General features: G+C 52.4%; 26 protein-coding genes. 13 read left to right on the plus strand and 13 right to left on the minus strand.

Going from position 1 to position 25,479, the window contains the following annotated elements; translation table 11 throughout:
• Positions 1 to 8: 8 nt before the first annotated feature.
• The 4 genes from alkB to HV832_RS15950 form a co-directional block, all read right to left on the minus strand.
• The gene (alkB, locus tag HV832_RS15935) at positions 9 to 659 is read right to left on the minus strand and encodes a DNA oxidative demethylase AlkB (RefSeq protein ID WP_176804867.1); all 651 of its coding nucleotides are present in this window, start codon (positions 657 to 659) and stop codon (positions 9 to 11) included.
• A 734-nt stretch (positions 660 to 1,393) separates the two neighbouring features.
• Entirely contained in the window at positions 1,394 to 2,047 is a 654-nt protein-coding gene (locus HV832_RS15940) for a methylamine utilization protein (RefSeq protein ID WP_176804869.1), read from the minus strand.
• A gap of 77 nt (positions 2,048 to 2,124) precedes the next feature.
• Positions 2,125 to 2,571, minus strand: coding sequence for a group I truncated hemoglobin (locus tag HV832_RS15945; protein WP_176804871.1), 447 nt, complete (start codon positions 2,569 to 2,571; stop codon positions 2,125 to 2,127).
• A gap of 41 nt (positions 2,572 to 2,612) precedes the next feature.
• Positions 2,613 to 3,467, minus strand: a complete 855-nt coding sequence (locus HV832_RS15950; protein ID WP_223827385.1) for a DUF3034 family protein — start codon at positions 3,465 to 3,467, stop codon at positions 2,613 to 2,615.
• A gap of 279 nt (positions 3,468 to 3,746) precedes the next feature.
• Between HV832_RS15950 and HV832_RS15955 the strand changes: the two genes are divergently transcribed.
• Positions 3,747 to 4,328 carry a sigma-70 family RNA polymerase sigma factor gene (locus HV832_RS15955; protein WP_223827384.1) on the plus strand — a complete coding sequence of 194 codons (582 nt, stop codon included), beginning with the start codon at positions 3,747 to 3,749 and terminating at the stop codon, positions 4,326 to 4,328.
• Positions 4,304 to 5,068: an anti-sigma factor gene (locus tag HV832_RS15960; protein ID WP_244954628.1), complete on the plus strand. Its 765-nt coding sequence runs from the start codon at positions 4,304 to 4,306 to the stop codon at positions 5,066 to 5,068. Before HV832_RS15955 ends, HV832_RS15960 begins: the two co-directional genes overlap by 25 nt.
• A 63-nt stretch (positions 5,069 to 5,131) precedes the next feature.
• Here HV832_RS15960 and dut read toward each other — a convergent pair whose 3' ends face one another.
• The 7 genes from dut to HV832_RS15990 all read right to left on the minus strand — a co-directional run bounded on the left by dut (position 5,132) and on the right by HV832_RS15990 (position 13,045).
• On the minus strand, positions 5,132 to 5,581 hold the full coding sequence (gene dut / locus HV832_RS15965) for a dUTP diphosphatase (RefSeq protein ID WP_176804877.1): 450 nt from the start codon (positions 5,579 to 5,581) through the stop codon (positions 5,132 to 5,134).
• A gap of 42 nt (positions 5,582 to 5,623) precedes the next feature.
• The gene (gene coaBC, locus HV832_RS15970; RefSeq protein WP_176804949.1) at positions 5,624 to 6,829 is read right to left on the minus strand and encodes a bifunctional phosphopantothenoylcysteine decarboxylase/phosphopantothenate--cysteine ligase CoaBC; all 1,206 of its coding nucleotides are present in this window, start codon (positions 6,827 to 6,829) and stop codon (positions 5,624 to 5,626) included.
• Positions 6,830 to 6,847: 18 nt separating this feature from the next.
• A complete protein-coding gene (gene lspA / locus HV832_RS15975) occupies positions 6,848 to 7,366 on the minus strand; it encodes a signal peptidase II (protein WP_176804879.1) in 519 nt (172 codons plus the stop codon).
• A gap of 101 nt (positions 7,367 to 7,467) precedes the next feature.
• A complete protein-coding gene (gene ileS, locus HV832_RS15980; RefSeq protein ID WP_176804881.1) occupies positions 7,468 to 10,332 on the minus strand; it encodes an isoleucine--tRNA ligase in 2,865 nt (954 codons plus the stop codon).
• 94 nt (positions 10,333 to 10,426) lie between these two features.
• Positions 10,427 to 11,407, minus strand: a complete 981-nt coding sequence (locus HV832_RS15985) for a bifunctional riboflavin kinase/FAD synthetase (RefSeq protein ID WP_176804883.1) — start codon at positions 11,405 to 11,407, stop codon at positions 10,427 to 10,429.
• A gap of 171 nt (positions 11,408 to 11,578) precedes the next feature.
• Complete coding sequence (locus HV832_RS17420) at positions 11,579 to 11,791, minus strand: hypothetical protein (RefSeq protein WP_223827382.1); 213 nt, start codon at positions 11,789 to 11,791, stop codon at positions 11,579 to 11,581.
• Between the two features lie 117 nt (positions 11,792 to 11,908).
• Positions 11,909 to 13,045: a methyltransferase gene (locus tag HV832_RS15990; RefSeq protein ID WP_176804885.1), complete on the minus strand. Its 1,137-nt coding sequence runs from the start codon at positions 13,043 to 13,045 to the stop codon at positions 11,909 to 11,911.
• Between HV832_RS15990 and HV832_RS17540 the strand changes: the two genes are divergently transcribed.
• The 3 genes from HV832_RS17540 (at position 13,044) to HV832_RS16000 (ending at position 15,677) form a co-directional block, all read left to right on the plus strand.
• Positions 13,044 to 13,172 carry a hypothetical protein gene (locus HV832_RS17540; protein WP_263398767.1) on the plus strand — a complete coding sequence of 43 codons (129 nt, stop codon included), beginning with the start codon at positions 13,044 to 13,046 and terminating at the stop codon, positions 13,170 to 13,172. The genes HV832_RS15990 and HV832_RS17540 overlap by 2 nt on opposite strands.
• Before the next feature lie 280 nt (positions 13,173 to 13,452).
• The gene (locus HV832_RS15995) at positions 13,453 to 15,255 is read left to right on the plus strand and encodes a DUF885 domain-containing protein (RefSeq protein WP_176804887.1); all 1,803 of its coding nucleotides are present in this window, start codon (positions 13,453 to 13,455) and stop codon (positions 15,253 to 15,255) included.
• 191 nt (positions 15,256 to 15,446) lie between these two features.
• The gene (locus HV832_RS16000) at positions 15,447 to 15,677 is read left to right on the plus strand and encodes a DUF3079 domain-containing protein (RefSeq protein ID WP_176804888.1); all 231 of its coding nucleotides are present in this window, start codon (positions 15,447 to 15,449) and stop codon (positions 15,675 to 15,677) included.
• A 41-nt stretch (positions 15,678 to 15,718) separates the two neighbouring features.
• Here the strand turns inward: HV832_RS16000 and HV832_RS16005 are convergent, their stop codons facing one another.
• The gene (locus tag HV832_RS16005; RefSeq protein WP_176804890.1) at positions 15,719 to 16,444 is read right to left on the minus strand and encodes a 16S rRNA (uracil(1498)-N(3))-methyltransferase; all 726 of its coding nucleotides are present in this window, start codon (positions 16,442 to 16,444) and stop codon (positions 15,719 to 15,721) included.
• Between the two features lie 299 nt (positions 16,445 to 16,743).
• Here HV832_RS16005 and tkt point away from each other — a divergent pair, with 299 nt between their 5' ends.
• The 4 genes from tkt (at position 16,744) to lepB (ending at position 21,258) form a co-directional block, all read left to right on the plus strand.
• On the plus strand, positions 16,744 to 18,747 hold the full coding sequence (gene tkt / locus HV832_RS16010; protein WP_176804892.1) for a transketolase: 2,004 nt from the start codon (positions 16,744 to 16,746) through the stop codon (positions 18,745 to 18,747).
• Between the two features lie 17 nt (positions 18,748 to 18,764).
• A complete protein-coding gene (locus tag HV832_RS16015) occupies positions 18,765 to 19,349 on the plus strand; it encodes a GNAT family N-acetyltransferase (RefSeq protein WP_223827381.1) in 585 nt (194 codons plus the stop codon).
• 67 nt (positions 19,350 to 19,416) lie between these two features.
• A complete protein-coding gene (gap, locus tag HV832_RS16020; RefSeq protein ID WP_176804895.1) occupies positions 19,417 to 20,433 on the plus strand; it encodes a type I glyceraldehyde-3-phosphate dehydrogenase in 1,017 nt (338 codons plus the stop codon).
• A 141-nt stretch (positions 20,434 to 20,574) separates the two neighbouring features.
• Entirely contained in the window at positions 20,575 to 21,258 is a 684-nt protein-coding gene (gene lepB / locus HV832_RS16025) for a signal peptidase I (RefSeq protein ID WP_176804897.1), read from the plus strand.
• 192 nt (positions 21,259 to 21,450) lie between these two features.
• Here the strand turns inward: lepB and HV832_RS16030 are convergent, their stop codons facing one another.
• On the minus strand, positions 21,451 to 22,236 hold the full coding sequence (locus tag HV832_RS16030; RefSeq protein ID WP_176804899.1) for an IclR family transcriptional regulator: 786 nt from the start codon (positions 22,234 to 22,236) through the stop codon (positions 21,451 to 21,453).
• A 355-nt stretch (positions 22,237 to 22,591) separates the two neighbouring features.
• Between HV832_RS16030 and HV832_RS16035 the strand changes: the two genes are divergently transcribed.
• From HV832_RS16035 to HV832_RS16050, 4 genes are read left to right on the plus strand one after another with little or no spacing between them, the layout of a single operon-like run.
• Positions 22,592 to 22,990, plus strand: a complete 399-nt coding sequence (locus HV832_RS16035; RefSeq protein ID WP_176804901.1) for a diacylglycerol kinase — start codon at positions 22,592 to 22,594, stop codon at positions 22,988 to 22,990.
• A gap of 20 nt (positions 22,991 to 23,010) precedes the next feature.
• Entirely contained in the window at positions 23,011 to 24,051 is a 1,041-nt protein-coding gene (cobT, locus tag HV832_RS16040; protein WP_176804903.1) for a nicotinate-nucleotide--dimethylbenzimidazole phosphoribosyltransferase, read from the plus strand.
• Between the two features lie 9 nt (positions 24,052 to 24,060).
• The gene (locus HV832_RS16045; RefSeq protein WP_176804905.1) at positions 24,061 to 24,861 is read left to right on the plus strand and encodes an adenosylcobinamide-GDP ribazoletransferase; all 801 of its coding nucleotides are present in this window, start codon (positions 24,061 to 24,063) and stop codon (positions 24,859 to 24,861) included.
• Entirely contained in the window at positions 24,858 to 25,454 is a 597-nt protein-coding gene (locus HV832_RS16050; RefSeq protein ID WP_176804907.1) for a histidine phosphatase family protein, read from the plus strand. The genes HV832_RS16045 and HV832_RS16050 overlap by 4 nt, the downstream gene beginning before the upstream one ends.
• The last annotated feature ends 25 nt before the right edge of the window (positions 25,455 to 25,479 follow it).

Raw genomic sequence — 25,479 nt, forward strand, 5'->3', positions numbered from 1 at the left:
TGTCGGAGTCAACCAAGGGCGCGGCGGAATGTGAGATTAATCCGATATGGACCTGTTACCGGATGATGGCCGGTGCGGACTGGTGCAATGCCATGATAGCGCAGGCGTGAGGGACCTCCGAATACGAGCACATCGCCATGTGTCAGGAGCAGTCGCTGTACCTTGGAAGATCGGGTCATTCCTCCGAGGAAAAATGTTGCAGCTAATCCGAAAGATACCGACACAATTGGGACATTAAAATCTTCCTCATCTTTATCTTGATGAAGTGATAATTGATTACCTGGTGCATATCGATTAATTAAACAGGTGTCTGGAACAAAATCCCAAAAACCTGCAAGATGCGCGGCTTGATGGACAAGCAGATACCAGGATGGTGGTATAACAGGCCAGTGATCACCAGTTTCCGGATCATATGGCGAATAACGATAGCTTTTCCTGTCTGAAATCCAGCCAATCGTGCCGCAACTGCTGGTACTGACTGACATCGTGTATCCACCTGGCGTCAGCATATGTCGAAAAGGCGATTTTTCCGTTATCTGATGAATATCTTGCAGCATATCCGCCACATTCGCACGAGCAAACTGGCGCAGTAAAACCACGCCTTCTTCGGGTTTTTCCTGCCTCATTGAGACAGCATCGTCTTCATCAAAGAAGTCCATTGCAAATTAAATTGGTTAATTTATTTAAAAATTAATTTGCGCAAATGAGCAAATAAAAATATATTATATTTAGAAAAAGTGTTACTGATAGCTGATGTTTATGTGATCTGACTTGGATTTATCTGCTGACATAGTTATGCAGACATATATATCCGTGACTTGAACCATAGTAACGTCATCAATAAAACGCTAACACACTGTAGAGATGGTATCTGTTCTGAAAATAAATACCAGAATTAAAAATTGTCGTGTACTAACCAATCGCCTGAATGAAGGAGACTATGGCGCACATCATTATATTAGGAGCGGGTATCTGATTGCGATTCTTGGCATTGGGAAGACAACCACTACGATGCAGTGGTTACCATTTTTATTCAATTTGCCGATACTGCTATGCGTGCTCGGATGTTTCCCAATTTCGTAAAAAACATTAAAGCCCGGCGGACTCCTGATATTGCAGGGTTATAAACCAAAGCAGCTGGAATATAAAACCGGCGGTCCGCCTGATATTTCGCATCTTTATACGGAGGAGCTGCTGCGCGATGCCTTTTCATTGATGCAGATTGATCAGCTGATATCATATGAAAAGGCGCTGGACGAAGGAACGCAACATGCAGGGATGTCTGCCCTGATCGGATTGATCGCGCACAAGCGTTGACCAGAACTCTGCAAGATGTTCTGTCTCAAAGGCGCACTCCCTTCTTCTGTTTGTTGTTGATTCGCAGCTGTACTTCTTAAGCAGGATTTCTGGATTTTCGGGCAATCGGAACGAAATCAAATTGAAATTTGACCGGACTGTTATTGTTTTGAATGCTGATTATCTGACTGAGCGGTGGTTTGATGCTGCCCAGATTCGGATGCCATGCTTCGATTTTATATTGACCCTCTGGCAGGTGATCGAGCTGTAATTGACCATTGATATCGGATTTGGCAAAATAAGGCGTTTCCAGCACCAGCACATAAGCACGCATCCAGTTATGGAGCAAGCAATAGACAACGACGGGACCAGTCCGGTCAAACAGAATCGGTGCCGGCGTTACGCCCCGCTCATACGTTTTAATTTCAAATTCCTTAGCCGGTGAAAATGATTTAACGTGATGTTCCATTTTGTCGTAGTTGGGAAATTCAATCTGCGTCCCCACCCGAATCGCGGTGACATAAGGGGAAAACTGCATGTCGCGCTGGAGAATGACGGCGGGCGGCGTTTTGGCTGCAGGTGGTAAAGCACCGTTAAGCGGTGTTGCGTAGACTACGGCATCCGTCATTGGGGCGCCATTTTTATCCAACGTGCTGACGTACAGATTGGCGGCCTGGGAATCCGCAATGCCGCTGTAAATAAAGATGGCAATCAGGATCAGTCTGGTGAACGAAAATGAGTTTGGCTGCATGATGTCAGTATCCGTTGATGTGGAGTGACCGGAAGAAATGCCGGGCATTGCTTCCGGATCATCGCTGTAGAGCAGGGTTATCGGGTCACGATATGCCGCTGCATAGGGGCTAGTTTTGCAATCAACTTGTTTTGAACGGAAGATGCGATCTGATGCTTTTCCATCGCTATCTGTAAATCTTCTGCCAGTGCATTGAATTGCGCATTGTTAATTTTCATTGACTGGTGCGCAGAGGTCATATCTTTTCCACTGTATTTGCACGGGCCGCCGCTCAGTTCACAGAATTGTTCTGTCAGCATCAGAGCAAGCCGTTCCATATCTGTTTCTGCGAACGCGGCGCTGATGCGCTGATCATTCGTCACGACAGCTAAAAAATCAGCCACGATCTTGCTGATACCTGTTTTTTCACCTAGTCCCCGGTATACAGCATCGGACATGCTCTGCGCCTGACTGTGACTGGTGATCAGACCAAGAGCGCTGAATGTCAGCAACATTGCGGCTACGGAATACTTAAATTTTTTCATGATACGGTTTCCTTAAAAAATGAGAACAGACTGCCGGGCTTTCAGAATCCGGCTTGTACTGATAAATACCAGCCACGCTGATTTTTCGGGTTAAAAACCGTGATATCGCCAAGTCTGGCATAAGCCGCTGTGATAGAAAGATTTTTTGATGGAAACCAGGCAACGAATGCGTCGTAGTAATCTTTTTCGTTATCAACACCCAGATTCCGTGGCTTCATCCGGTATTCCACACCTGCGGCAAGTTTGCGGTTAATCAGATAGGCAACAGAGCCTTCCAGCATAGCTTGGTAGTTGTCTTTTTTATCTCCGCCAAAACCGAGCAAACCCATTTGATTGGCCTTGGTCATTCGCACGGTGCCATTCAGCAGCAGGCTTTGATCGAGCAGAATTTTGGTGGCGGCAAGGTAGTAGTCCGTACCATGATCATCTTTGGCACCCAGTTGTTTGACATTGGTGACACCGAGACCTTCCAGACCCCCGATACCATTGTTCCGTTTATAGAGTGCACCGATGGCGATTTGCGGCATCCAGCTATCCTGATCATAGACAGCATCGCCGGCAAGCCTGACTTTTACTCCGACAATATCCTGTCTGATTTTCAGCGCGTTCAGTGGCGCCAGACTTCCGGTGAATTCCTGATTCGCCAGTGATAATTCCACCCGGTCGGCTATGCCCATAGCGACTCCGTAGGATTTCAAGGCGTAATCCTGAGTGTTTAACTGTGTGTAATGAACATTGGCACCATAACTGTCCCTGCTACCATAGCCGCTGATTAAGGCCCACGGTGTAATGCCACCACCACCCGTGCCTTCCACGCTGCTGACACCGCCCGTGGCCGTCAGTTTGCCCATATCAGGGCGGTTCATTTCCTGAGCACCGGCAGTTTCCCAGCTCATCACCGCACAGAGGCCCGCACAGGCCAGTTGTTTTGTTAAATGCATATCCGCTCCTTGGTCTCCATTGAATCAAAATAGTTCTTTCTCTTTTGAGCAGAGAAAGAACATTTGCCCGAAGACTGATACGCATGTCATCTGCAAACGGATTCAACTATTTTTCAGAATCTGTAAAAAATCTGAAATGAGACACTTTGCTGACAATTCGTCCTACTTAGGAAAATCTTGTGAAATCCGGCTACAATCCCTGACATACTTACATTGACAGAGATGGATACGCCATTGACTCAGTCCACCGCCGATACCCGACAATTGCATGACTTGCTGGCCGCTGTTGCCAGGCAGGATGCCCGGGCATTTCATTTGCTGTACCAGAGCACATCCTCGAAACTGTTTAGCTTCGCTTTACGTATATTGCATAAACGTGAGCTGGCTGAAGAAGTTTTACAGGAGAGTTATGTGAATATCTGGAACAGTGCGGCTAGTTATCAGTCCAGTCTGGCTGCGCCGATGACATGGATGACAACGATTGTGCGCAACCGGGCATTTGATTTGTTGCGCCGGCTGGATCACACCGTGGAAATAGATGGCGACGATTTTGATATGCATGTTTTGCAAGCCATGGAAGGTGAAACGGTTTCACCGGCGCGACATCTGGAATTGAGTCAGGATGCACATGCGCTGGCCTCCTGCATGGCGCGTCTGGAAAATGCGCACCGGCAGGCCATGGCACTGGCATTTTTTCATGACCTGTCTCACAGCGAGGTCGCCCAACAATTACGCTTGCCGGTTGGCACCGTCAAAACCTGGATACGACGCGGTCTGGATAAGCTGCGCTTATGTCTGAATCGTCGGGAGGCATGATGAATCTTCAGACCTTGCAGAATAACTCCAGATTACAGCACAAACTGGCTGCCGAATATGTGCTGGGCACTTTGCGCGGTGGAGCCAGGAGCCGTTTTGAGCACTGGTTGCGGCAGGATGCCAGTCTGCGCCAGCTGGTCCGTCAGTGGGAGGCACATTTGTTGGCGATGGCAGAACTTGCGCCGCTTAGCCATCCTTCACCGCAGGTATGGGAACAAATCCGGCAACGTATCGGGGACGCCCGTAAAGTTACCCAGTCTGTCTCGGGACGCTGGCAATTCTGGCGGGAATTACGAAATGATCTCGCATTCTGGCGTGGACTCGGACTGGTATCGACGACTGCCGCGGTGATTCTGTTTTCAGTCATGTTGAATAAACAGAGCGAACGCCCGGAACGCAGTCCTGCCCAGTATGTGGCGGCACTGGAAGATGATAAAGCCCAGGCGATTGCTTTAATTACCGGCGACCGCAGCCGCCGGCAACTGGTAGTGCGCATGCTGAATGCACCGCAGATCCGCGCTGATCAGAGTCTCGAATTATGGTCTGTCTCGAAAGAAGGAAAAGTCCGGTCACTAGGTCTGCTTGCCAGTCAGGGCAGCGCAACCCTGCCGATGCCGGAGCATATGATCAGTCACGAGCAGGCATTGCTGGCCATTTCATTGGAACCAAAGGGCGGCTCCGGCAATCCGGACAAGCCATCCGGTCCGATTTTATTCAAAGGTCAATGGTTGCAACTGTAGTACTGCAGGAGGTGCGGGCCAGCTTCCGGCAAAAGAGGCTGGCGCCAGGATTTGTTGCCGGGTTCAGTGCTTGCCCGTGCTGCCGAAGCCGCCTTCACCGCGCTCACTGTCTTCAAATTCTTCCACGATATCAAATCCGACCTGCAACACTGGCACAATGATGAGCTGTGCCAGGCGCTCCATCGGATTCAGGACAAAACCGGTCTGACTGCGATTCCAGGTGGATACCATGAGTTGCCCCTGATAATCCGAATCGATCAGGCCGACCAGATTACCGAGCACGATCCCATGTTTATGTCCCATGCCGCTGCGTGGCAGAATCATGGCGGCATAAGCGGGGTCGGCGATATGGATTGCGAGTCCGGTTGGAATCAGCACCGTTTCGCCTGGCTGAATTGTGAGTGGAGCATCAATGCAAGCACGCAGGTCAAGGCCGGCGCTGCCTGGCGTGCCATAAACCGGCAACTGATCTTTCATGCGGGCATCAAGGATTTTCAGTGCAATGTTTTTCATAGATCGTTCAAAGTAAAAAGAGGAAAGGCATCAGCTTGTGCCTCAGTGTTGAGACAAGCGTTCGGCCAGCTCTGCGATCAGTTGTGTCGCCAGCGTGTGCTTGTCCGCACGCGGCAGATGATGATGGCCGTTGGCATCGAATAAGATGAGTTCATTATCGTCCTGGCCGAAGGTGTGATGTCCGATATTACCGGCTAATAACGGAATATTTTTCTTGATGCGTTTAGCCGCACCATAGACCAGCAGATTTTCTGATTCGGCTGCGAAACCGACGCAATACGGTGCATCCGGCAGGGCTGCGACACTGGTGAGGATATCGGGATTTTGAGCGAATTTCAGTTCCGGCATATCGGATCCGGAATTTTTCTTCAGCTTCTGGGAACTGGCATTGGCGACGCGCCAGTCTGCCACTGCAGCGACTGCAATGAAAGCGTCTTGATGTTGCAGCCCGATCGCTTCCATGACGGCGTCATGCATCTGCTGCGCCGTCTGTACATGCAGACACTGTACACCGTAGGGTGCGGGCAGCGCGGTCGGGCCGGAGATCAGCGTGACGTGGGCACCTGCTTCCCAGGCGGCTTCGGCAATTGCATACCCCATTTTTCCGGAAGACAGATTGGTGATGCCGCGCACCGGATCGATTGGCTCGAATGTGGGCCCTGCGGTCAGCAGGACGTGTTTGCCAGCCATCGATTTGGGCTGAAATGCAGCGATGATTTCTGTCAGCAACTGAGCTGGCTCCAGCATGCGTCCCATGCCTGTCTCACCGCAGGCCTGATCACCGGCCGCAGGTCCCATCAGCAGGATACCATCTGCCAGAAGCTGGCTGACATTGCGTTGCGTTGCCGGGTTTTGCCACATCTCGACATTCATGGCCGGTGCAGCCAGCAGGGGAATATGTGCCGGCCGTGCGATGCACAGCGTCGACAGCAGATCATTACAGGCACCGTGCGCCAGTTTGAACACGAAATCAGTACTGCAGGGCGCAATCACGATCGCATCCGCGTCGCGTGTCAGGTCAATATGCGGCATGTTGTTGGCAATGCGGGCATCCCACTGATCGGTAAATACCGTATTCCCCGACAACGCCTGCATTGTCACCGGGGTGATAAATTGTGTTGCTGCCTGGGTCATCACCACGTGTACGTCAGCGCCTGCTTTCCCGAGCGAGCGTACCAGTTCGGCAACTTTATAACAGGCGATACCACCGGTCATGCCGAGTACGATTTTTTTTCCTGCCAGTCGCAAAGCCATAATCTGTACTCCTTATTTTCTGACGCGACGCAATTCATCCAGAATAAACAGGGCTGCGCCAATGGTGATGGCACTGTCGGCAATATTAAAGGCCGGAAAGTGATACAGCTCCTGATAATGAAAATCCAGGAAATCAATGACGTGACCATACAGCAGCCGGTCAATCACATTGCCCAGTGCGCCGCCCATGATCAGCGACAGCGCCCAGCAAAACAGTTTTTGTGAGGAGTGACGTTTCAGCAGAAACGTGATGTAAGCAGCCGCTATCAGGCCGATTGCCGTAAACAGATAACGCTGCCAACCGGATTCGGCCGCCAGAAAACTGAATGCTGCACCTTTGTTATAGACCAGCATCAGGTTAAAAAATCCGGTGACAGCCAGCGTTTCGCCATAAGCGAACAATTTAGTGATGGTGATCTTACTGACCTGATCCAGCAGGATGACGATGGTTGCCAGTCCCAGCCACGGAATCAGGCTGTTGCCGGAGCTGTGCGGGCGGGATACGGATTTCGGGGATTTTTTACTTGCCATGAAGATGAATCCATTAACTGGTAATAAGTGGAACGGAGTCCTGCTGATGGCTGTGTGCGGTCAGTGTATGACCGTACACAGCTTGCTGCAAATCAGGTTAATCAGGCAAAGCGGCGCGATTCACCGCTGCCGAACAGATTGCTGTGGCAACGTTGACACAGACCCGGATGGTCTGCATGGGTGCCGACGTCAGCACGATAATGCCAGCAGCGCTCGCACTTTTCATACCTGGACGGGGTGACCACGACGGTTTCATCTGTTTCGCTGGCGACTTGTTCTACGCTGGCCGCAGAGGTAATCAGGGTGAATTTCAGGTCATCTGCAAAGCTGTTTAACACGGCAAATTTATCGCCGCTGGTTTTGATCAACACTTCGGCCTGTAGCGAGGAACCGATGCCGCCGGCCACCCGTACTTCTTCCAGTTGTTTTGTCACATCTGCGCGTATCGTACGCAGCGTTGCAAAGCGTGCCAGCAACGCCTCTGCATCTGCGACCGGCGGCAACTGGTAGTAAGTCTGGGTAAAGATGGTTTCCCCGCTTGCCTGATACGTCTCGGCGGAGGCGAAGAACTGCCAGGCTTCTTCGGCGGTGAAGGACAAAGTCGGCGCCATCAGACGCAGCAGCGCCTGAGTGATATGCCAGATGGCAGTCTGCGCAGAGCGTCGTGCCGGTGAATTCACACCGCTGGTGTACAGCCGGTCTTTCAGGATATCCAGATAGAAGCCGCCCAGATCTTCCGAGCAATACGACTGCAGCTTGGCGATGACCGGATGGAATTCAAAGCTCTCGTAGTGAGCCAGGATCTCTTTTTGCAGCAGTGCCATGTTCGCAATCGCATAGCGGTCGATATCCAGCATCGCATCTACTGCTACGACATCTTTGCTGAAGTCAAAGTCAGAGGTGTTCGCCAGCAGGAAGCGCAGAGTATTGCGGATACGGCGATAGGCTTCGGTGACCCGTTTCAGGATTTCGTCCGAGATCGACAATTCACCGGAATAATCGGTCGATGCCACCCACAGACGCAGGATGTCGGCACCCAGCGTATCGGAGATTTTTTGCGGTGCCACCACATTGCCCTTGGACTTGGACATTTTTTTGCCTTCGCCATCCACCACGAAACCATGCGTGAGCAATGCTTTATAAGGTGCGTGACCATCCAGCATGGAAGCTGTCAGCAGGGATGAGTGGAACCAGCCGCGATGCTGATCCGAGCCTTCCAGATACAAATCAGCAGGATAAGTTGACTGCGCCTTGTGCGAGCCGCGTAAGACGGTGAAATGCGTGGTGCCGGAATCGAACCAGACATCCAGCGTGTCGCGGTTTTTCACGTACATGGCTGCGTCATCACCCAGCAGGTCAGCGGCTTCCATGTGTTGCCAGGCCTCGATACCTTCTTTCTCTACGCGCTGGGCGATCTGTTCAAGCAATTCCGATGTGCGTGGATGCAATTGTCCGGTTTCTTTATGCAGAAAAAATGCCATCGGCACGCCCCACTGACGCTGGCGGGATAAGGTCCAGTCAGGACGGTTCGCGATCATCCCATGCAGACGCGCTTTCCCCCAGGCAGGGAAGAATGCAGTTTCGTCGATTGCCTTGAGTGCAGTTTCACGCAGCGAGGCACGACCGTCTTTCGGTGTGTTATCCATACTCGCGAACCATTGTGAGGTGGCGCGGTAGATGATCGGTGTTTTATGACGCCAGCAGTGCATATAGCTGTGATCAAACATTTTCAGCGATAACAGGGCACCGGCTTCGCGCAATTTATCGCAGATCGGTTTGGAGGCTTCCCAGATGGTCATGCCAGCAAAAAACGGCAGACTGGACGCATAGCGGCCATCACCCATAACCGGGGCGATGATCTCGTCATCTTGCATGCCATGCGCTTTGCAGGACTGGAAATCCTCGATACCGTAGGCTGGAGCCGAATGCACTACACCGGTACCGCTGTCCAGCGTTACGTAATCGCCCAGATAGACTGGCGAATAGCGGTCATAGCCCTCATGCAGCGAAGACAGCGGATGTTTGAAACGGATCTCTGTCAGATCAGCACCGCTACAGGTCGCGATGATTTTGCCTTCGAGTTCATATTTTGCGAGGCTGGATTCCACCAGTTCCTGCGCCAGGATCAGCAACAGCGGCGCGCCGTCACGTATCGTTTCGACCAGCGCATAGCTGATTTCCGGATGCATGTTCAATGCCTGATTCGATGGGATGGTCCACGGCGTGGTGGTCCAGATCACGCAGAAGCCGTTCTGATGCGGCAGCTTGTCCATTTTGAACGCTTGTGCCAGTTTGTCGTGCTCGGCAAACGGAAAGCCGACATCGATCGACGGATCGCGCTTGTTTTCGTATTCTACTTCCGCTTCGGCCAGCGCGGAACCGCAGTCGAAACACCAGTTCACTGGCTTCAGACCGCGATAAACATAGCCCTTCTCGAGCAACTGACCCAGCGCACGGATTTCATCCGCTTCATTGCTGAAGTTCATTGTCTTGTAAGGATTATCCCATTCACCCAATACACCCAGACGGATGAAGTCAGCTTTCTGGCGGGCGATCTGCTCTTCAGCATAAGCGCGGGCTTTGGACTGCACTTCATTCACCGGCAGATTTTTACCGTGCAGTTTTTCGATCTGGATTTCGATCGGCATACCGTGGCAATCCCAACCCGGTACATACGGTGCATCAAAGCCTGCCATCGTGCGGGCTTTGACAATCATATCCTTGAGTATTTTATTCACAGCGTGACCGATATGGATATCGCCATTGGCATACGGCGGACCATCATGCAGAACGAATTTCGGACGACCGGCAGCAGCTTTGCGCACACGTTCGTAGATTTTTTTATCCTGCCATTCCTTCACCCATTTCGGTTCGCGCTTGGCCAGATCGCCACGCATGGGGAAGGGTGTTTCGGTCATGTTAACCGGATATTTATTGGCAGCTTTTGCAGGTTTGTTATCGGACATAATTATTTTCTTTGAATTTATAAATACAGGTGGAAGCATCTGCTTGCTGTGTACAGCGGTGTTGTCGTACGCTGCTGATCAGCCTGACAGAGCTTCAAATTCGGTCGGTGGCGCTACTGGCCGGAATCCGTGAGGCGGCGTCGAAATAAGTGCGCGCCTGTTCGGCGTCACGTTCAATCGCGGCGGTCAGGGTTTCCAGATCGCCGTATTTTTCTTCATCGCGTAGTTTTTTCAGAAATTCAATCTGCACGACCTTGCCATAGGCATGGCCGGCGTAATCGAACACATGGGTTTCTAGCAGTACCCGGCCGCTATCATCAACCGTCGGACGGACGCCCAGACTCGCTACTGCGGGCAGAGGCTGTTCTGCCAGGCCATGTACCTGGACAACAAAGATACCGGTGAGCGCCGGACGATGATGTGCAATACGCAGATTCAGGGTCGGAAACCCGATCGTGCGCCCCAGTTTCTGGCCGTGGATCACATGGCCGGAGATCCGGTAGGGATGGCCAAGCAGCTCCCGTGCGTCTTCAAAATTGCCTTGCGCTAAAGCAGCACGGACAGCCGATGAGGAGATTCTGACGCCTTTATTCTGGACTGCCGGCAGGGTCCGGACTTCAAAGCCATAGCGTTTGCCGGCCTCTTCCAGCGTGGCGATATTGCCGGCCCGGCGTGCGCCGAAACAAAAATCTTCGCCTACCATCAGCCATTTCACATGCAGGCCTTCGACCAGTACCTTGCGGATAAAGTCTTCCGGCGACAGTGCAGCAAAATGGGCATTGAAATGTTCGACAATCACGCGGTCGACACCGGCTTTTTGCAACGATGTCATGTTGTCACGCAGATTGGCAATTCTGGAAGGTGCTTTGGATAAATCTCCGGCGAGTTTGGCAAAAAAAGCACGGGGATGTGGTTCAAATGTCATCACAGCCGATTCCAGACCCAGCTGGTTGGCTGCCTGACGTAAATGCGCGAGCAAAGTCTGATGGCCGCGATGCACACCATCAAAATTACCTATCGCCAATGCACAGGGAGCACGGGAGGCGGCATTCGGAAGTCCGCGAAATACCTTCATTATGTTCAGAAAACAGCTGCAAAAGCCTTCGATTATAAATGCTTTCGCGGGGAAGGACTTCTAAAAACGCATCCGGCGCGGGTAACCGGTCATAGTCCGGTGCAAATGCCGGTGCTGAAATCCGTTTTCAGTACCGGAACATCTGGTTTGCGGCGCAGTGAGCCGTCAGTCTCAATGATGATGTGACCAGGTGACGGAATCGGAATGCATATAGGATTCGACCGCTTCTTTGTTGCCGGTTGCATGTTTCATGACGGTCCCGCAACTGCAGATGCCCTGATACGGCGCAATATGGGCGCAGGCAGATACTTTTTGTAAAAAGACCTGCACCGGCTTACTGCAGCTGGTGCATTTAAATGTCAGGATTCTGGCTGGTTTATTCATAAAGACAATGGTTAAAACAAAGAAGAAAATCAAAAATTAAAATAAAGAAAACGTGAAATGAACCCGAACATCACAAACAATGCCTGACGGCAGCTTGCTGTAATAAAAGCCTGGAGTTTATTTTAATTTCAAGCGCCACAGAGATGTCACTTCCTGCACGCGTGCGGCGTGCAGTGGATCGCAGGTATCTGTCGATTTCGGATGGCGTGGCCGGATATCCATTTTTCCACTCACAGTCAGACCGCCGGCGTCGATCCATTGCCAGAACTCTTCCTGACTGCGTAATCCCAGATGTTCTGCGAAATCGGACATGATCAGCCAGGCTTCACCACCGGGTTCCAGATGGACGCCGACACCGGTCAGAAATCCACGCAGCATGCGGCTTTCAGGGTCATATACGGCGTGTTCAACCGGTGAATTTGGCCGGGCGGGCAGCCACGGCGGATTGCACACAATCAGCGGCGCTTTTCCAGCCGGGAATAAATCGGTTTGCTGTAACTCTACCTGTGCAGCGAGGCTGAGACGTTCCAGATTGTCTCTGGCACACGCCAGCGCGCGCGGGTCCTGATCGGTGGCAATGATTTTTTGCACACCGCGCTTTGCCAGCACGGCGGACAATACACCGCTGCCGACACCGATGTCGAATGCGAGTTCGGTGGAGGGCAGGCGCGCCTTCCAGACCAGATCAATGTATTCGCCGCGGACCGGAGAAAAAACACCGTAGTGCGGATAAATTTTTGCGCCGAGTGCGGCAACTTCAACCCCGTTCCTGCGCCATTCATGCGCACCGATAATGCCGAGCAGCTCGCGCAAAGAAGCCACGAAGGCAGTGGTTGGCGCGCCATAAGCTTCGGTGCAGGCTTGTTGCACATCGGGTGCCCGTCGCAACGGAATCCGGTAGTCGGTATCAAACGGAATCAGCAGCATTGCCAGCACCCGGGCTCGCTGCGATTGTGCCTGGCGATGCAGGTGAAAAGCGGTTTGCGCATCCGTGGCCGGCGCAGTCTTTTTCTTTACCGGTTTTTTGTCGATACGCCGTGCCATGGCCTGCAGCATTTGCTTGGCCTGATGAAAATCACCCTGCCACAGCAGCGCGGTGCCTTCGCAGGCAAGGCGGTAAGCCGTATCCGCATTCAGCCGTTCATCTGCTACCTGCACTCTTTTAGGTGGCGGGCTGCCATTTTCTGCATGCCAGCGGCAACTCCGCGCTTGCCCGTCTTCAATCCAGTGCAACTGCGGTAAGGAGGTATTCATGGAAATGGTTTATTCAGAAAAAGAAGCAGCAGGGAGTGTAACAAAGAATGCCGCCGGGAACGGGCTGTTCAGTCTTTCCGGAGTGAAAACAATCGGCAATATTGGGTTAAAACTGTGGAGTATGTAAAGAGAACCTAGGTTTTATATAGAGAATAAGGCTATTTATTTATTTATATACTGCCCGGGAGTATGTGACAGCCCATTTTGTTCATGAATAGCCGCAGCTATGAGGGTAAAAGCGAACAAGTCGCACTGTTGTGGCAGATCAACAGAACAAATGTTGACGATTAGATATATTTTTGAGATAGTCCTTGAGCCTTAATATATTAGCGACATTATGCTTTCCTGTCGGGTGTGGCACTGCGTTGCCACCTGCCCGATTTTCTGAATTTTTTCCGAATATTTTTATGCAAAAACACGGTTTCCGCCTTTTGCTTGCGAGCCTGATGGCGGGTTTGCTGCCCGCTGCGTCATTACCGGCGTACTCTGCCGTCACTCCTGCGGCGTCTGCTCTGGCTGCGGATCAGCATCAGGCAGATCTGGATTTTCAGAAAATCAAGGCAACTTTTTTAAAAGAATTGTGGCGGCAGGACCCTGATCTGGCGATGTCTGCCGGACATTTCGCACAGGCCGACCGGCTGGCGCTACCGGGGCAGAGAGAACGCGATGCTTACGTGGCTTTTGCTGAACGCTGGCTGCAACGGTTGCAGCAAGTCGATGCGACGCGGTTACCCCCCCGGGAGCAGACCGATCTGGTACTGATGCAGAATTACCTGAATGGCACGCGCTGGTATCTGACGCGATTCCGCGAATTTTCCTGGAACCCGTCCCAGCATAATATTGCCGGCGGTTTTGATGCGATTCTGAATACCGATTATGCACCGAATATACAGCGCATCCGGGCGGCGATCCGGCGTCTGCAACAGGTGCCAGCCTACTATGCCGCCGCCAGAGCCAGCATCAGCCAGCCGACTCCGGAGCACACCCGTCTGGGAATTCGACAGAGCAGCGGTGCGGTTTCTGTGCTGGCAGCGCTGGAGTCGGCTGCCGCAGAACAAAAATTAAGTCATGCGGAACAGACTGCGTTGACAACCGGACTGCGTCAGGCACGCACGGCGATTCAGGAATATGTGCAGTTTCTGGAAAATACCGAACAATCGATGAACCCTGCTACGGCACGTTCTTTCCGTATCGGATGCGCACTGTATGAAGAAAAATTCAAAGCAGACATCCAATCCGGACTGACTGCAGAACAAATGTATCAGCGCGCCCTGGTTGCTAAGCAGGCTGCGCACGACAACATGGAAAAACTGGCCGATCAGCTATGGGATAAAACCATGGGCGATACGGCAAAACCGGCAGATCGCGTACAGAAAATTGCTATGATGATCGACAAGTTATCCGAACAGCATGTGCCCGCGAAAGAACTTTACCCGGAAATCCGGCGTCAGCTTCCGGTGCTGGAGCGTTGGATACGCGAACATGACCTGCTGAGTCTGGATGCTGAAAAGCCCTTGGTCGTGCGTGAAACGCCGGAATATGAACGCGGCGTGACGGTGGCCTCCATCGAGGCTCCGGGTATTTTCAGACCCAATGATAAAACTTACTACAACGTGACGCCACTGGACGGACAGACGCCGGAACAGATCGAAAGCACGCTGCGCGAATACAATCGCTGGGTGCTGCAGATACTGAATATCCATGAGGCGATTCCGGGCCATTACACGCAATTGCAGTATGCGAATCAGTATCCTTCTGTCATCAAAACCTTGTTCGGCAGCGGTGCGATGATTGAAGGTTGGGCGGTCTACAGCGAACGCATGATGCTTGAATCCGGTTATGGTGATCAGGCACCGGAGATGTGGCTCATGTATTACAAGTGGAATCTGCGGACGATCTGTAACACGATTCTTGATTACAGCGTCCATGTGCTAGGTATGAGTGAAGCAGAGGCAAAAGATCTACTGATGCATCAGGCATTTCAGACCAAAGCAGAGGCGGATGGCAAATGGCTGCGGGTGCAGTACAGCTCCGTGCAGCTGGCCAGTTATTTTAGTGGTTACAGCGAGATCATGGCATTTCGTGATGAGCTGAAACAGCAGCAGGGAGCGCAATTCAAGCTGAAACGTTTTCACGAACAGTTTCTGAGTTACGGCAGCACCCCTGTTAGTATGATCCGCAACATGATGCTGAATGATAAAAGCCATTGAAATGATTCGATTTCTGCAGTTCGCGGGAGCTGGCGGCCTGCGGCAGGTATTCCTCTGATCACTATTGCTGCTCTTGACAGTGCAGGAAATATTGCTGCATATCAAGGAAGGATGTGTCGGGAAGGCGTAAGATGAATCGGCATTCTCCTCAAAAAGGGGAATGCACACATCCTTCATTCGTCCGTCATATCATGGCCAAGAAATTTCCTGCCAATCCGAAGAACCCGGAACGCATTTGCTGGGGATGTGATCTGTATTGTCCGGCAGATTCCATGAGCTGTGGTAATGGCGCTGACCGGACGCCGCATCCTGCCGAATTATTCGGTGAAGACTGGGATCAGTGGCAGCCTGTCGTGATAACAAAAATGCCGGTAGTGACAGAGGCACCGGTAAAAGATCATCCGCTTCCTCCCCCTAAGTGATGCACCAATTCCCCGGATAGTCGCCAGGACGGTATGACTGATTACATGCCGCCCCAGGCCGCGCTGAGAATGGCGATGGCCGTCAGTCCGGCAGTTTCAGTGCGTAAAATCCGCGATCCCATAGACAAAGACAGAACGCCCTGCTGTATGGCCAGATTTTCTTCCTGCTCAGTCAGTCCGCCTTCCGGTCCGATCAGCAGGGAAATTGCCTGCGGCGGATGATGCCGCGCCCAGTCTGCCAGTGACTGTCCGGCGCGGGGAGACAGCATGATACGTGGATGCAAATCCTGCTGCTGTAACCATTTTCCGATGTCGACCGGAGTAGCCAGATGCGCCAGACGATTTCTGCCGCATTGTTCGGATGCTGCACGGATCACCCCTTCCCAATGCGTCAGTTTTTTTTCAGCCCGTTCGGCACTCAGTCTCACTACAGAGCGTTGCGCTGCCACCGGCTGAATGCTACTTACGCCAAGTTCAACCGCTTTTTCGATAATCCAGTCCATCTTGCTGCCTTCTGGCAACGCCTGCACCAGATTCAGCGAAAAAGGTAATTCGTTTTCTTCCTGCAGAAATACTTTCACCTCGGCGCTGGCACGTTTTTTTTCAATGATCGTCAGGCTGGCGACATAACAGCCGCCCTCGCCATTAAACAGCTGAATGGCATCTCCGGGCTGCAGGCGCAACACCTGTGCATGATGGGCGATATCGGCAGGGAGATCAACGAGGGCACCGACCGATAACGGTGTCTGACAAAAAAAACGAGGCATGAAGGTCAGTGAAGAATGATGATGTAATCCAGATGGAAACGGATTTGATTATACGATAACGCCCTGGAAATGCGTGACAAGAAGTTTCCCATGTGGCAAGGACAATCGGGACAAAATGAGAAGAATACAACCCTGTATCGGGCTATCAAAAATACATCTGTATGACGCACTAGCGTGCTCTGGTAAAATGGCAGTTTATCGTTTTGTCTAATTCCCGAATAGCTTGCCGGATAACGCTATAGCGCACATTCAGGTACCGCATAATTTCGACCAGTTTCTTCAATACACCATCTATCGTCATGATCTCAACTCTTCAGCCTGCAACACTCACCACCATGGCCAATGCCGTGCGCGTTTTGTCCATGGATGCCGTTCAAAAAGCCAATTCCGGTCACCCGGGCGCACCGATGGGCATGGCGGATATTGCGGTGGCATTGTGGAAAGGCCACTACCGTCATAATCCGACGAATCCGCAGTGGATTAACCGCGACCGTTTTGTGCTGTCGAATGGCCATGGCTCGATGTTGCATTATTCGTTGCTGCATCTGACCGGCTACGACTTGTCGATGGATGAAATCAAAAATTTCCGTCAATTGCATTCCAAAACAGCAGGGCACCCTGAAGTGCATGTCACTCCGGGTGTGGAGACGACAACGGGCCCATTGGGGCAAGGCATCACCAATGCCGTTGGTATGGCACTGGCCGAAAAATTGCTGGCCGCCGAGTTCAATCAAGGCGGTATGAATATCGTTGATCATCACACCTACGTATTCATGGGCGATGGCTGCCTGATGGAAGGTATCTCGCACGAAGCCTGCTCGCTGGCGGGTACGTTGCAATTGAATAAACTGATCGCGTTCTGGGATGACAATGGCATCTCGATCGACGGTCACGTCGAAGGCTGGTTCACCGACGATACGCCAAAACGTTTTGAAGCTTACGGCTGGAATGTGATTCGTGCAGTGGACGGTCACGATGCCAAAGCGGTGGATGCGGCAATTGCATCAGCCAAAACATCTGACAAACCGACACTGATCTGCTGCAAAACCGTGATCGGTAAAGGCTCGCCGAACAAGCAGGGTACGCACGATGTGCATGGTGCAGCACTCGGTGACAAAGAAGTGGCGGCAGTTCGTGAAAATCTGGGCTGGACTTTGCCTCCGTTTGAAATGCCTGCAGACGTTTACTCAGCCTGGGATGCAAAAGCAAGTGGCGCCAAGGCTGAAGCCGACTGGAATGCGCAATTTTCCGCTTACACTGCACAGTTTCCACAAAAAGCCGCTGAACTGACGCGCCGTATGAAGGGCGATTTGCCTGCGAATTTCGATGAATTGGTCGCGAATGCGATTGCATCCTGCGTAGAGAAAAAAGAAAACATCGCGACTCGTAAAGCCAGCCAGAATGCGATTCAGGCATTTGCGCCATCGCTGCCAGAATTCCTCGGTGGCTCTGCCGACCTGACCGGTTCCAACCTGACCAACTGGAAAGAATGTATTGCGGTACGCGGCAATCAGGCTGGTAATCACATCAACTATGGCGTGCGTGAATTCGGCATGAGCGCGATCATGAATGGTATCGCCTTGCATGGTGGTTACATTCCGTTCGGTGCGACTTTCCTGACCTTTTCTGACTATAGCCGCAACGCAATCCGCATGGCCGCGTTAATGAAAATCCGCACACTGTTTGTGTTCACGCATGACTCTATCGGTCTGGGTGAAGATGGCCCGACGCATCAGTCTGTTGAGCACGTTTCCAGTCTGCGTCTGATCCCGCATCTGGATAACTGGCGTCCGTGCGATACGGTTGAATCTGCTGCGGCCTGGGCGCATGCAGTCAAACGTAACAATGGCCCATCGACCCTGATTTTCTCGCGTCAAAACTTGCCATATCAGGAACGTACAGCGCAGCAAATCGCTGACATTCAGCGTGGTGGCTATGTCCTGCAAGATGCAGCAGATGCGAAAGCGGTGCTGATTGCGACCGGTTCTGAAATCGAGCTGGCGGTGAAATCCGCTGCTGCGCTGGCTGAACAGGGCATCGCAGTACGAGTGATATCCATGCCTTCCACCGATGTGTTTGATCGTCAGGATGCTGCATATAAAACTGCGGTGTTGGGCAAAGGCTTGCCACGCATTGCGATTGAGGCCGGTGTGACGGATTTCTGGTACAAATATGTCGGTCTGGAAGGCGCGGTGGTCGGTATCGATACCTTTGGCGAATCTGCACCAGCAGGTGTCCTGTTCAAGCATTTCGGCTTTACAGTTGAGAACGTGGTTGCCAAAGTCAAGGCGACGCTGGCTTGAGCGCGATGAATGAAGTTATGAGTAGCATCAAAGAAGTCAGTCTGCGTCGTGCTACAGTCGCCGACGCAGAAGCGATCGCCGCCGTGCGTGTGGAAAGCTGGCAAACCACCTATCGCGGCATGATTCCGGATACCTATCTGGATCAGATGCGTATTGAGGATAGCTTCCTGCACTGGAAGCAGATACTGGAAGCCTTGCCTGCTGCAGGTGACCGCGTGTGCGTGTACGTTGCAGAAAGCGAAGGACACATTATCGGCTTTGCTTCGGGCATGTTGTTGCCAGAGCCAAAGTTGGGGATGTGTGCAGAATTGACCGCAATTTATCTGCGTCCGGTCTGGCAGCGTTCTGGCATTGGTCGTCGTTTGCTGCAAAAGGTCGCCCGTACATTGCAAGCGCAGGGTGCTGATAATTTGCTGGTCTGGGTGATTTCAGGTAATGCGATCGCCCGCAATTTTTACGAAGATTTGGGTGCTGTTTTAATGCATGAACAGGCGTTTACCTGGGATGGCATCGATTTGAAAGAAGTCGGTTACGGCTGGCGCGATTTATCGGTGCTGATGGCATCAGTGAATGCGATGCCGACATCGGGTGCAGTACACTGAGATTTTTGCAAAACAGTTTGATTTTTATTGTTCTTTTATTGTTGTTCAGACCTTTGGAGATAAAACCATGACGATTCGCGTCGCAATCAACGGCTATGGCCGTATCGGCCGCAACATCCTTCGCGCACACTATGAAGGTGGCAAATTCAAAAATGAGATTCAGATCGTCGCCATCAACGATCTGGGCAATGCGGAATCGAATGCCCACCTGACACGCTATGACACTGCTCATGGCAAATTCCCTGGCACCGTCGTGGTCGAAGGCGACTCCATGATCGTCAATGGCGACAAGATCAAAGTATTTGCAGAACGCAATCCAGCCAACATCCCTTGGGGTGAACTGAATGTGGACGTGGTGCTGGAATGCACAGGCTTCTTCACAACCAAAGAAAAAGCCTCTGCCCATCTGGCTGGTGGCGCCAAGAAAGTCATCATCTCCGCACCAGGCGGTAAAGATGTCGACGCGACGGTTGTATACGGCGTTAACCACGGCGTTCTGAAAGCAACTGACACTGTAATCTCCAACGCATCCTGCACCACTAACTGCCTGGCTCCGCTGGCAAAACCACTGAACGACGCGATCGGTATCGAAAGCGGTCTGATGACGACGATCCACGCTTACACCAATGACCAGGTGCTGACCGACGTGATGCATGAAGACCTGCGCCGTGCACGTTCTGCCACAATGAGCATGATCCCGACCAAAACTGGCGCAGCAGCGGCAGTTGGTCTGGTATTGCCAGAGTTGAACGGTAAGCTGGATGGCTACGCCATGCGCGTTCCAACCATCAACGTTTCTGTAGTTGATCTGACTTTCATCGCTAAGCGTGATACGACAGTAGAAGAAATCAACAAAGTGTTGAAAGAAGCATCCGAAGGTGCGTTGAAAGGTATTCTGGATTACAACAAGGCACCCCTGGTGTCGGTTGATTTCAACCATAATCCGGCATCGTCGACTTACGATGAAACTTTAACGAAAGTCAACGGCGGCCGTCTGGTGAAAGTATCGAGCTGGTACGACAACGAGTGGGGATTCTCCAACCGTATGCTCGACACCACTGTCGCACTGATGAGCGCAAAATAATCCCGGTTTTTAAAACGGAATTCAAAATACCCCGAACTTTCGGGGTATTTTTTTGTCTGAGGTTCAGTTTGTATGCCCGGTAATCAATGCAGGGCAGCTGACGCATATAAATCATGCAGGTCATTATAGATGGAGACTGGGATGTTGAATTTTAAAAAACTGATTGCAGACAACAAAGGTTTTGCCGCATTTATGCTGGGTATGTTGCTGGTGCGCAGTGCTTTTGCCGACTACTATCTGGTGCCGTCGAGTTCCATGTATCCGACCTTGCTGGAAGGTGATCGCGTGATTTGCGACCGGATTGCTTACGATCTGAAGATCCCGTTCACCGATCTGATTGTCAAACATCTGGCTGATCCGCAGCGTGGCGACATCGTGACTTTTTCTTCGCCGGAAGACGGCACCCGTCTGGTCAAGCGGCTGATTGCCGTGCCGGGTGATGTGGTCGAAATGCGTGAAGAGCGTTTATTCATCAACGGTCAGGCGGCAAATTACGAAACTGTGTCACAGCTCAGCGGCAGTCATCTGACGCCACAACGGGAATATGCCGGCGAGCAGCAGGTTTATCAGGAAAAACTCGGCAGCCTGAATCATCCGATCATCGTCATGCCGGAGCGTCCAGCCATGCGCAGTTTTGGTCCGGTAACCGTGCCTGAAGGACAATTTCTGATGCTGGGTGATAACCGCGATAACAGCAAGGATTCCCGTTATATCGGCCTGGTGAAGCGCGAGCTGATCACCGGAAAAATCAAACATCTGATGTTTTCTCTGGATGGCGACCGTTACTACATGCCGCGTTTCGAGCGTTTTGGTTCGGCAGTCTGAGCACGCGGCGCGGGGAAGATCTGTGCCTGAAAAAATGACGCTGCTATTCTGTCGTCTCTCTGAGTAGCCGTAATCTCACTGCCCGAAGGTGCCGTCAAAGCACAGGCGATATTTGCTATGTTGGGGAAATCAGCCGTAGAAGGCAATCTGCAATCTGGATTCGGCAGCAGCAATCATGCGCTGTCGGATCCGTCAGCTGCTGGCGCCGCTACGATAGCCGAGCGCCGCTGAAATTTGTTGCGCTGTGTCTATCAGATTGGTCAGCCAGTCTTCCTGCAAACGATCGGCAGGAGCGGAAATCGATAATCCGGCGATCATTTTTCCACTGTCGTCGTGAATGCCGGCAGCCATACAGCGCACACCGAGTTCCAGCTCTTCGTTGTCGCGCGCAAAACCAGTCACACGCACTTCAGCGAGTTCCTTTTCCAGTTTGGCGAGGTCGGTGATCGAATTTTTATTATGTCCTGCCAGGCCGGTGCGGGTGGCATAGGCGCGGATGGCTTTCGGCTCGTCGAGCGACAGGAATAATTTGCCGGTGGACGTCAGATGCAACGGCGCGCGGCCACCGATGGCACGTACCACCTGCATGCCGGAACGTTCGGAATAGGCGCGGTCAATATATACAATTTCGTCTCCCTGACGCACAGACAGGTTAATCGTCTGATTGGTCTGCCGGTGCAGGGTACGCATGAATTCGAGTGCCGCTTCGCGCACATTCAGGCGGCTTTTGACGATATTACCCAGTTCCAGCAGTCGCATGCCAAGCTGGTAATAACCGGTATCGGCACGGTCAACAAAGCGGGTTGTGACCAGATCGTTCAGAATGCGGTGGGCTGTGGATGGATGCAGGCCGGTTTCAATTGCGAGTTCTTTCAGGCTGACCGGATCCTGATGCTGGGACAGGACATCCAGCAAGGAAACCATGCGTTCAATGACCTGAATAGATGTTTTTTCTGAAGCGGGAGCGTCGTTTTTCATGGAAAATGTGGTGCAGTGCAATAGTTATGTTATACCACAATGTGAAAAAAACAGTCATCTTTTGGAAGAAAAAATAACAGGCTTAAAAGCAATTCAGACAAAAACGATACAAAATCCGCATCTTTCTCCTTGAAAATTGAGCATGAGCGCTGGGAAATGCAACGCGTCTGCAAACCGCCACCGGTGGCGCTCTGACCGCGTAAGCAGCGGTTTTTGATACGGTTTCTTTGATGTTGTCTGTAATTTTCTGGCGCGACACGGAAGTTTTGTCATGTAAAATCCGGCGGCGGTGTTGGCTATGCGAACTGGTCTTGCGTACCTGCAATATGCCGTTTTTATCCGATAAGGGAATGAGATGTCTGCACCAGAGCAACCAGTCAGTGAATTTAAAAGCAAGAGCGGCTTAAAGCGTATTTTTTCAGCACTTTTTTACTCCATCGACGGCTTCCGTTCTGCATGGAAAATCGAGCATGCGTTCCGGCAGGAGCTGGTGCTGGTGGTGGCTGGCGCTGTGATCGCCCTGTTTCTGCCGGTGTCGGGGATTGAAAAGCTGATGATGATTGCGGTATTGCTGCTGATTCTGGTGGTCGAATTGCTGAATTCGGCAATTGAAGCTGTTGTTGACCGGGTCTCGCTGGAGCGGCATTCGCTGTCCAAAAATGCCAAGGATTTTGGCAGCGCTGCCGTGCTGCTGACATTTGTGATTGCCGTCGCCACCTGGACGGTCATTCTGGTGAACCGATTTTATCCATAAAGAAGAAAAATATGAGATTCATGATTTCTGATTTGCATATTGCCCCAGCCAAAGACAGTAAATTGCAGACTGTGCTGCAGCACGCGATCGATCACAAGACCAAGCCGCCGGGAAGTCTGGGGCGGCTTGAGCTGCTGGCAGCCCAGATCGGCCAGATCCAGCAAACCGCGTCGCCTGTTTTACGCGACCCTGCCATCATCGTGTTCGCAGGTGATCATGGTGTCGTGGCAGAGGGAATTTCGGCATTTCCACAGGATGTGACCTGGCAGATGGTCGAGAATTTTCTGGCTGGCGGTGCGGCAATCAATGTCTTTGCCAGACAGAACGGTATTGCGCTGCATATCGTCGACAGCGGTGTCCGGCATGAATTTGGACAGCGTGACGGGCTGACTGACCGCAAAGTGGCACCCGGTACACAGAATTTTGCGAAGCAAGCTGCGATGAGTCCTGTGCAGTGCGCCGAGGCCATCCGGCATGGTCGAGAGCTGGTGCGCGGTCTGAGCGGCAATGTACTGGGCTTTGGTGAAATGGGTATTGGCAACACTACGGCGGCGGCGGCAGTGATGCACAAGCTGACCGGCATTCCGGTGGCGGATTGCGTTGGTGCCGGAACCGGTTTATCGCCACAGGGTATACGCCATAAACAGCAGGTGATTGAGGCAGCAGTCGCACTGCATGCTGGTGTGACTGCACCGCAGGAGGTGCTGGCCTGTTTCGGCGGACTGGAAATCGCGATGATGACGGGTGCTATGCTGGAAGCTGCGCAGCGCCGCATGGTGTTGCTGATCGATGGCTTTATCGTCAGCAGCGCCTTACTGGTGGCGGCGCGGTTACAGCCGGCGATTCTGGATTATTGTGTGTTTTCACATCAGTCAGACGAAAGCGGTCATGCCCGCATGCTTGATGCCTTGCAGGTTTCTCCGGTACTGAAGCTCGATCTGCGACTGGGCGAGGGCACCGGTGCGGCGCTGGTGTATCCGATGGTGCAGGCGGCGGTGAATTTCCTGAACCAGATGGCGACTTTTGGCGACGCCCGTGTCAGTGAAAAAACGGCTGACTGAAGCATTCCGATGAATGCATTCACCCATATCACGCAACTGACCTTGCATCAGCTGCGGCTATTTTTTATCGCCGTGCAGTTTTTTACCCGAATTCCTATCCCGCGTTGGGTCGGATATGATCCGGACTGGCTGCAACAGGCCTCCCGTTATTTCCCCGCAGTGGGCTGGCTGGTCGGTGCCGTGGTGTCTTGCGTGTATATCTTTGCGGTGCAATGGTGGCCGGCGGCAGTGGCCGTGCTGTTGTCGATGATTGCCGGACTTTTGCTGACCGGCGCCTTTCACGAGGATGGCTTTGCCGATGTCTGTGACGGCATGGGGGGCGGACTGACGGCGGAGCGTACCCTGGAAATTATGAAGGATTCCCGTATCGGTGCTTACGGGGCGATCGGCATCGGCATGATGTTGCTGAGTAAATTTATTTTGCTGGTCAGCCTGCCCGTCGTGCTGGTGGTGCCGGCATTGCTGATTGCGCATCCTTTGTCGCGGCTGTTTTCCTGCAGTCTGATCTGGTTGCTGGAATATGCCCGTACCGAGGGAAAAGCCAAGCCGCTGGCGCAGCATATGAGCTCCAATGAATTCGGCATCGCCTGCCTGAGTGTGCTGGTGCCGGTCGGCATGATCCTGTTATGCGAACCACTGGTGCTGGAGCGTCTGATCGCTGCGCTGATGCTGATGTTGCTGGCGGCGTTCTGGATGGCACGATTGTTTGTCAGAAAAATAGGTGGCTATACCGGCGATTGTCTGGGGGCTGTCCAGCAGGTCACCGAAGTAGTGTTTTATCTTGGACTGCTGGCGCACGCGGCAAAATGACGTCGCCGCCGGATAGTGTTGCTGTGCGTCTGCATCTGATCCGCCATACAACGCCGCAGATCGATTCTGATGTGTGCTACGGACAGGCTGATATTGCGGTCAGTCACGAAGATTGCATCCGGCTCGCGGCAAGCATGTATCCGCGCTGGCAAGGCCGCATTCCGGTGTACAGCAGCCCTTTGCAGCGCTGCTATCAACTGGCTGTGCTGCTGCATGAGCGACCGGTAACGGATGCCCGTCTGATGGAAATGTCGTTTGGCGAATGGGAGCTCCGGAGCTGGTCTGCGATTCCCCGTGCCGACATTGAGGTCTGGGCGCAAAATGTTGCGCATTATTGCCCGGGAGGCGGCGAAAATCTGCTGCAGATGGTCGGCCGGGTAGACAGCTTTTTACGTGAGCTGCTGCGCGCCGCACAGCAGACCGGGCAGGATGAAGCAGTGCTGGTTTGTCATGGCGGCGTGATTCGCGTCATCCTGGCATGGAATGCGGCCCTGTCTCACGCTGAACTGGCGCAGTTAGTCAGCACCCGGCAGGTGACGCTGGATTTCGGTTCCTGTCAAGAAATCATGCTCACGACCAGCGCATTGATCTGAGTCAGGAAACAGGAAAATGCGTCTG

This window comes from Cognatundibacterium oligocarboniphilum (genome assembly GCF_013377855.1).
Lineage (GTDB): Bacteria > Pseudomonadota > Gammaproteobacteria > Burkholderiales > Burkholderiaceae_D > Undibacterium > Undibacterium oligocarboniphilum.

What these genes read in the sequence shown, in the direction of transcription:
- alkB (WP_176804867.1), bottom strand. Translation starts at nt 659, where the DNA reads ATGGACTTCTTTGATGAAGACGATGCTGTCTCAATGAGGCAGGAAAAA.
- HV832_RS15940 (WP_176804869.1), bottom strand. Translation starts at nt 2,047, where the DNA reads ATGCAGCCAAACTCATTTTCGTTCACCAGACTGATCCTGATTGCCATC.
- HV832_RS15945 (WP_176804871.1), bottom strand. Translation starts at nt 2,571, where the DNA reads ATGAAAAAATTTAAGTATTCCGTAGCCGCAATGTTGCTGACATTCAGC.
- HV832_RS15950 (WP_223827385.1), bottom strand. Translation starts at nt 3,467, where the DNA reads ATGAGCTGGGAAACTGCCGGTGCTCAGGAAATGAACCGCCCTGATATG.
- HV832_RS15960 (WP_244954628.1), top strand. Translation starts at nt 4,304, where the DNA reads ATGTCTGAATCGTCGGGAGGCATGATGAATCTTCAGACCTTGCAGAAT.
- dut (WP_176804877.1), bottom strand. Translation starts at nt 5,581, where the DNA reads ATGAAAAACATTGCACTGAAAATCCTTGATGCCCGCATGAAAGATCAG.
- lspA (WP_176804879.1), bottom strand. Translation starts at nt 7,366, where the DNA reads ATGGCAAGTAAAAAATCCCCGAAATCCGTATCCCGCCCGCACAGCTCC.
- ileS (WP_176804881.1), bottom strand. Translation starts at nt 10,332, where the DNA reads ATGTCCGATAACAAACCTGCAAAAGCTGCCAATAAATATCCGGTTAAC.
- HV832_RS15985 (WP_176804883.1), bottom strand. Translation starts at nt 11,407, where the DNA reads ATGAAGGTATTTCGCGGACTTCCGAATGCCGCCTCCCGTGCTCCCTGT.
- HV832_RS17420 (WP_223827382.1), bottom strand. Translation starts at nt 11,791, where the DNA reads ATGAATAAACCAGCCAGAATCCTGACATTTAAATGCACCAGCTGCAGT.
- HV832_RS17540 (WP_263398767.1), top strand. Translation starts at nt 13,044, where the DNA reads ATGGAAATGGTTTATTCAGAAAAAGAAGCAGCAGGGAGTGTAACAAAG.
- HV832_RS15990 (WP_176804885.1), bottom strand. Translation starts at nt 13,045, where the DNA reads ATGAATACCTCCTTACCGCAGTTGCACTGGATTGAAGACGGGCAAGCG.
- HV832_RS15995 (WP_176804887.1), top strand. Translation starts at nt 13,453, where the DNA reads ATGCAAAAACACGGTTTCCGCCTTTTGCTTGCGAGCCTGATGGCGGGT.
- HV832_RS16000 (WP_176804888.1), top strand. Translation starts at nt 15,447, where the DNA reads ATGGCCAAGAAATTTCCTGCCAATCCGAAGAACCCGGAACGCATTTGC.
- HV832_RS16005 (WP_176804890.1), bottom strand. Translation starts at nt 16,444, where the DNA reads ATGCCTCGTTTTTTTTGTCAGACACCGTTATCGGTCGGTGCCCTCGTT.
- tkt (WP_176804892.1), top strand. Translation starts at nt 16,744, where the DNA reads ATGATCTCAACTCTTCAGCCTGCAACACTCACCACCATGGCCAATGCC.
- HV832_RS16015 (WP_223827381.1), top strand. Translation starts at nt 18,765, where the DNA reads ATGAGTAGCATCAAAGAAGTCAGTCTGCGTCGTGCTACAGTCGCCGAC.
- gap (WP_176804895.1), top strand. Translation starts at nt 19,417, where the DNA reads ATGACGATTCGCGTCGCAATCAACGGCTATGGCCGTATCGGCCGCAAC.
- lepB (WP_176804897.1), top strand. Translation starts at nt 20,575, where the DNA reads ATGTTGAATTTTAAAAAACTGATTGCAGACAACAAAGGTTTTGCCGCA.
- HV832_RS16030 (WP_176804899.1), bottom strand. Translation starts at nt 22,236, where the DNA reads ATGAAAAACGACGCTCCCGCTTCAGAAAAAACATCTATTCAGGTCATT.
- HV832_RS16035 (WP_176804901.1), top strand. Translation starts at nt 22,592, where the DNA reads ATGTCTGCACCAGAGCAACCAGTCAGTGAATTTAAAAGCAAGAGCGGC.
- cobT (WP_176804903.1), top strand. Translation starts at nt 23,011, where the DNA reads ATGATTTCTGATTTGCATATTGCCCCAGCCAAAGACAGTAAATTGCAG.
- HV832_RS16045 (WP_176804905.1), top strand. Translation starts at nt 24,061, where the DNA reads ATGAATGCATTCACCCATATCACGCAACTGACCTTGCATCAGCTGCGG.
- HV832_RS16050 (WP_176804907.1), top strand. Translation starts at nt 24,858, where the DNA reads ATGACGTCGCCGCCGGATAGTGTTGCTGTGCGTCTGCATCTGATCCGC.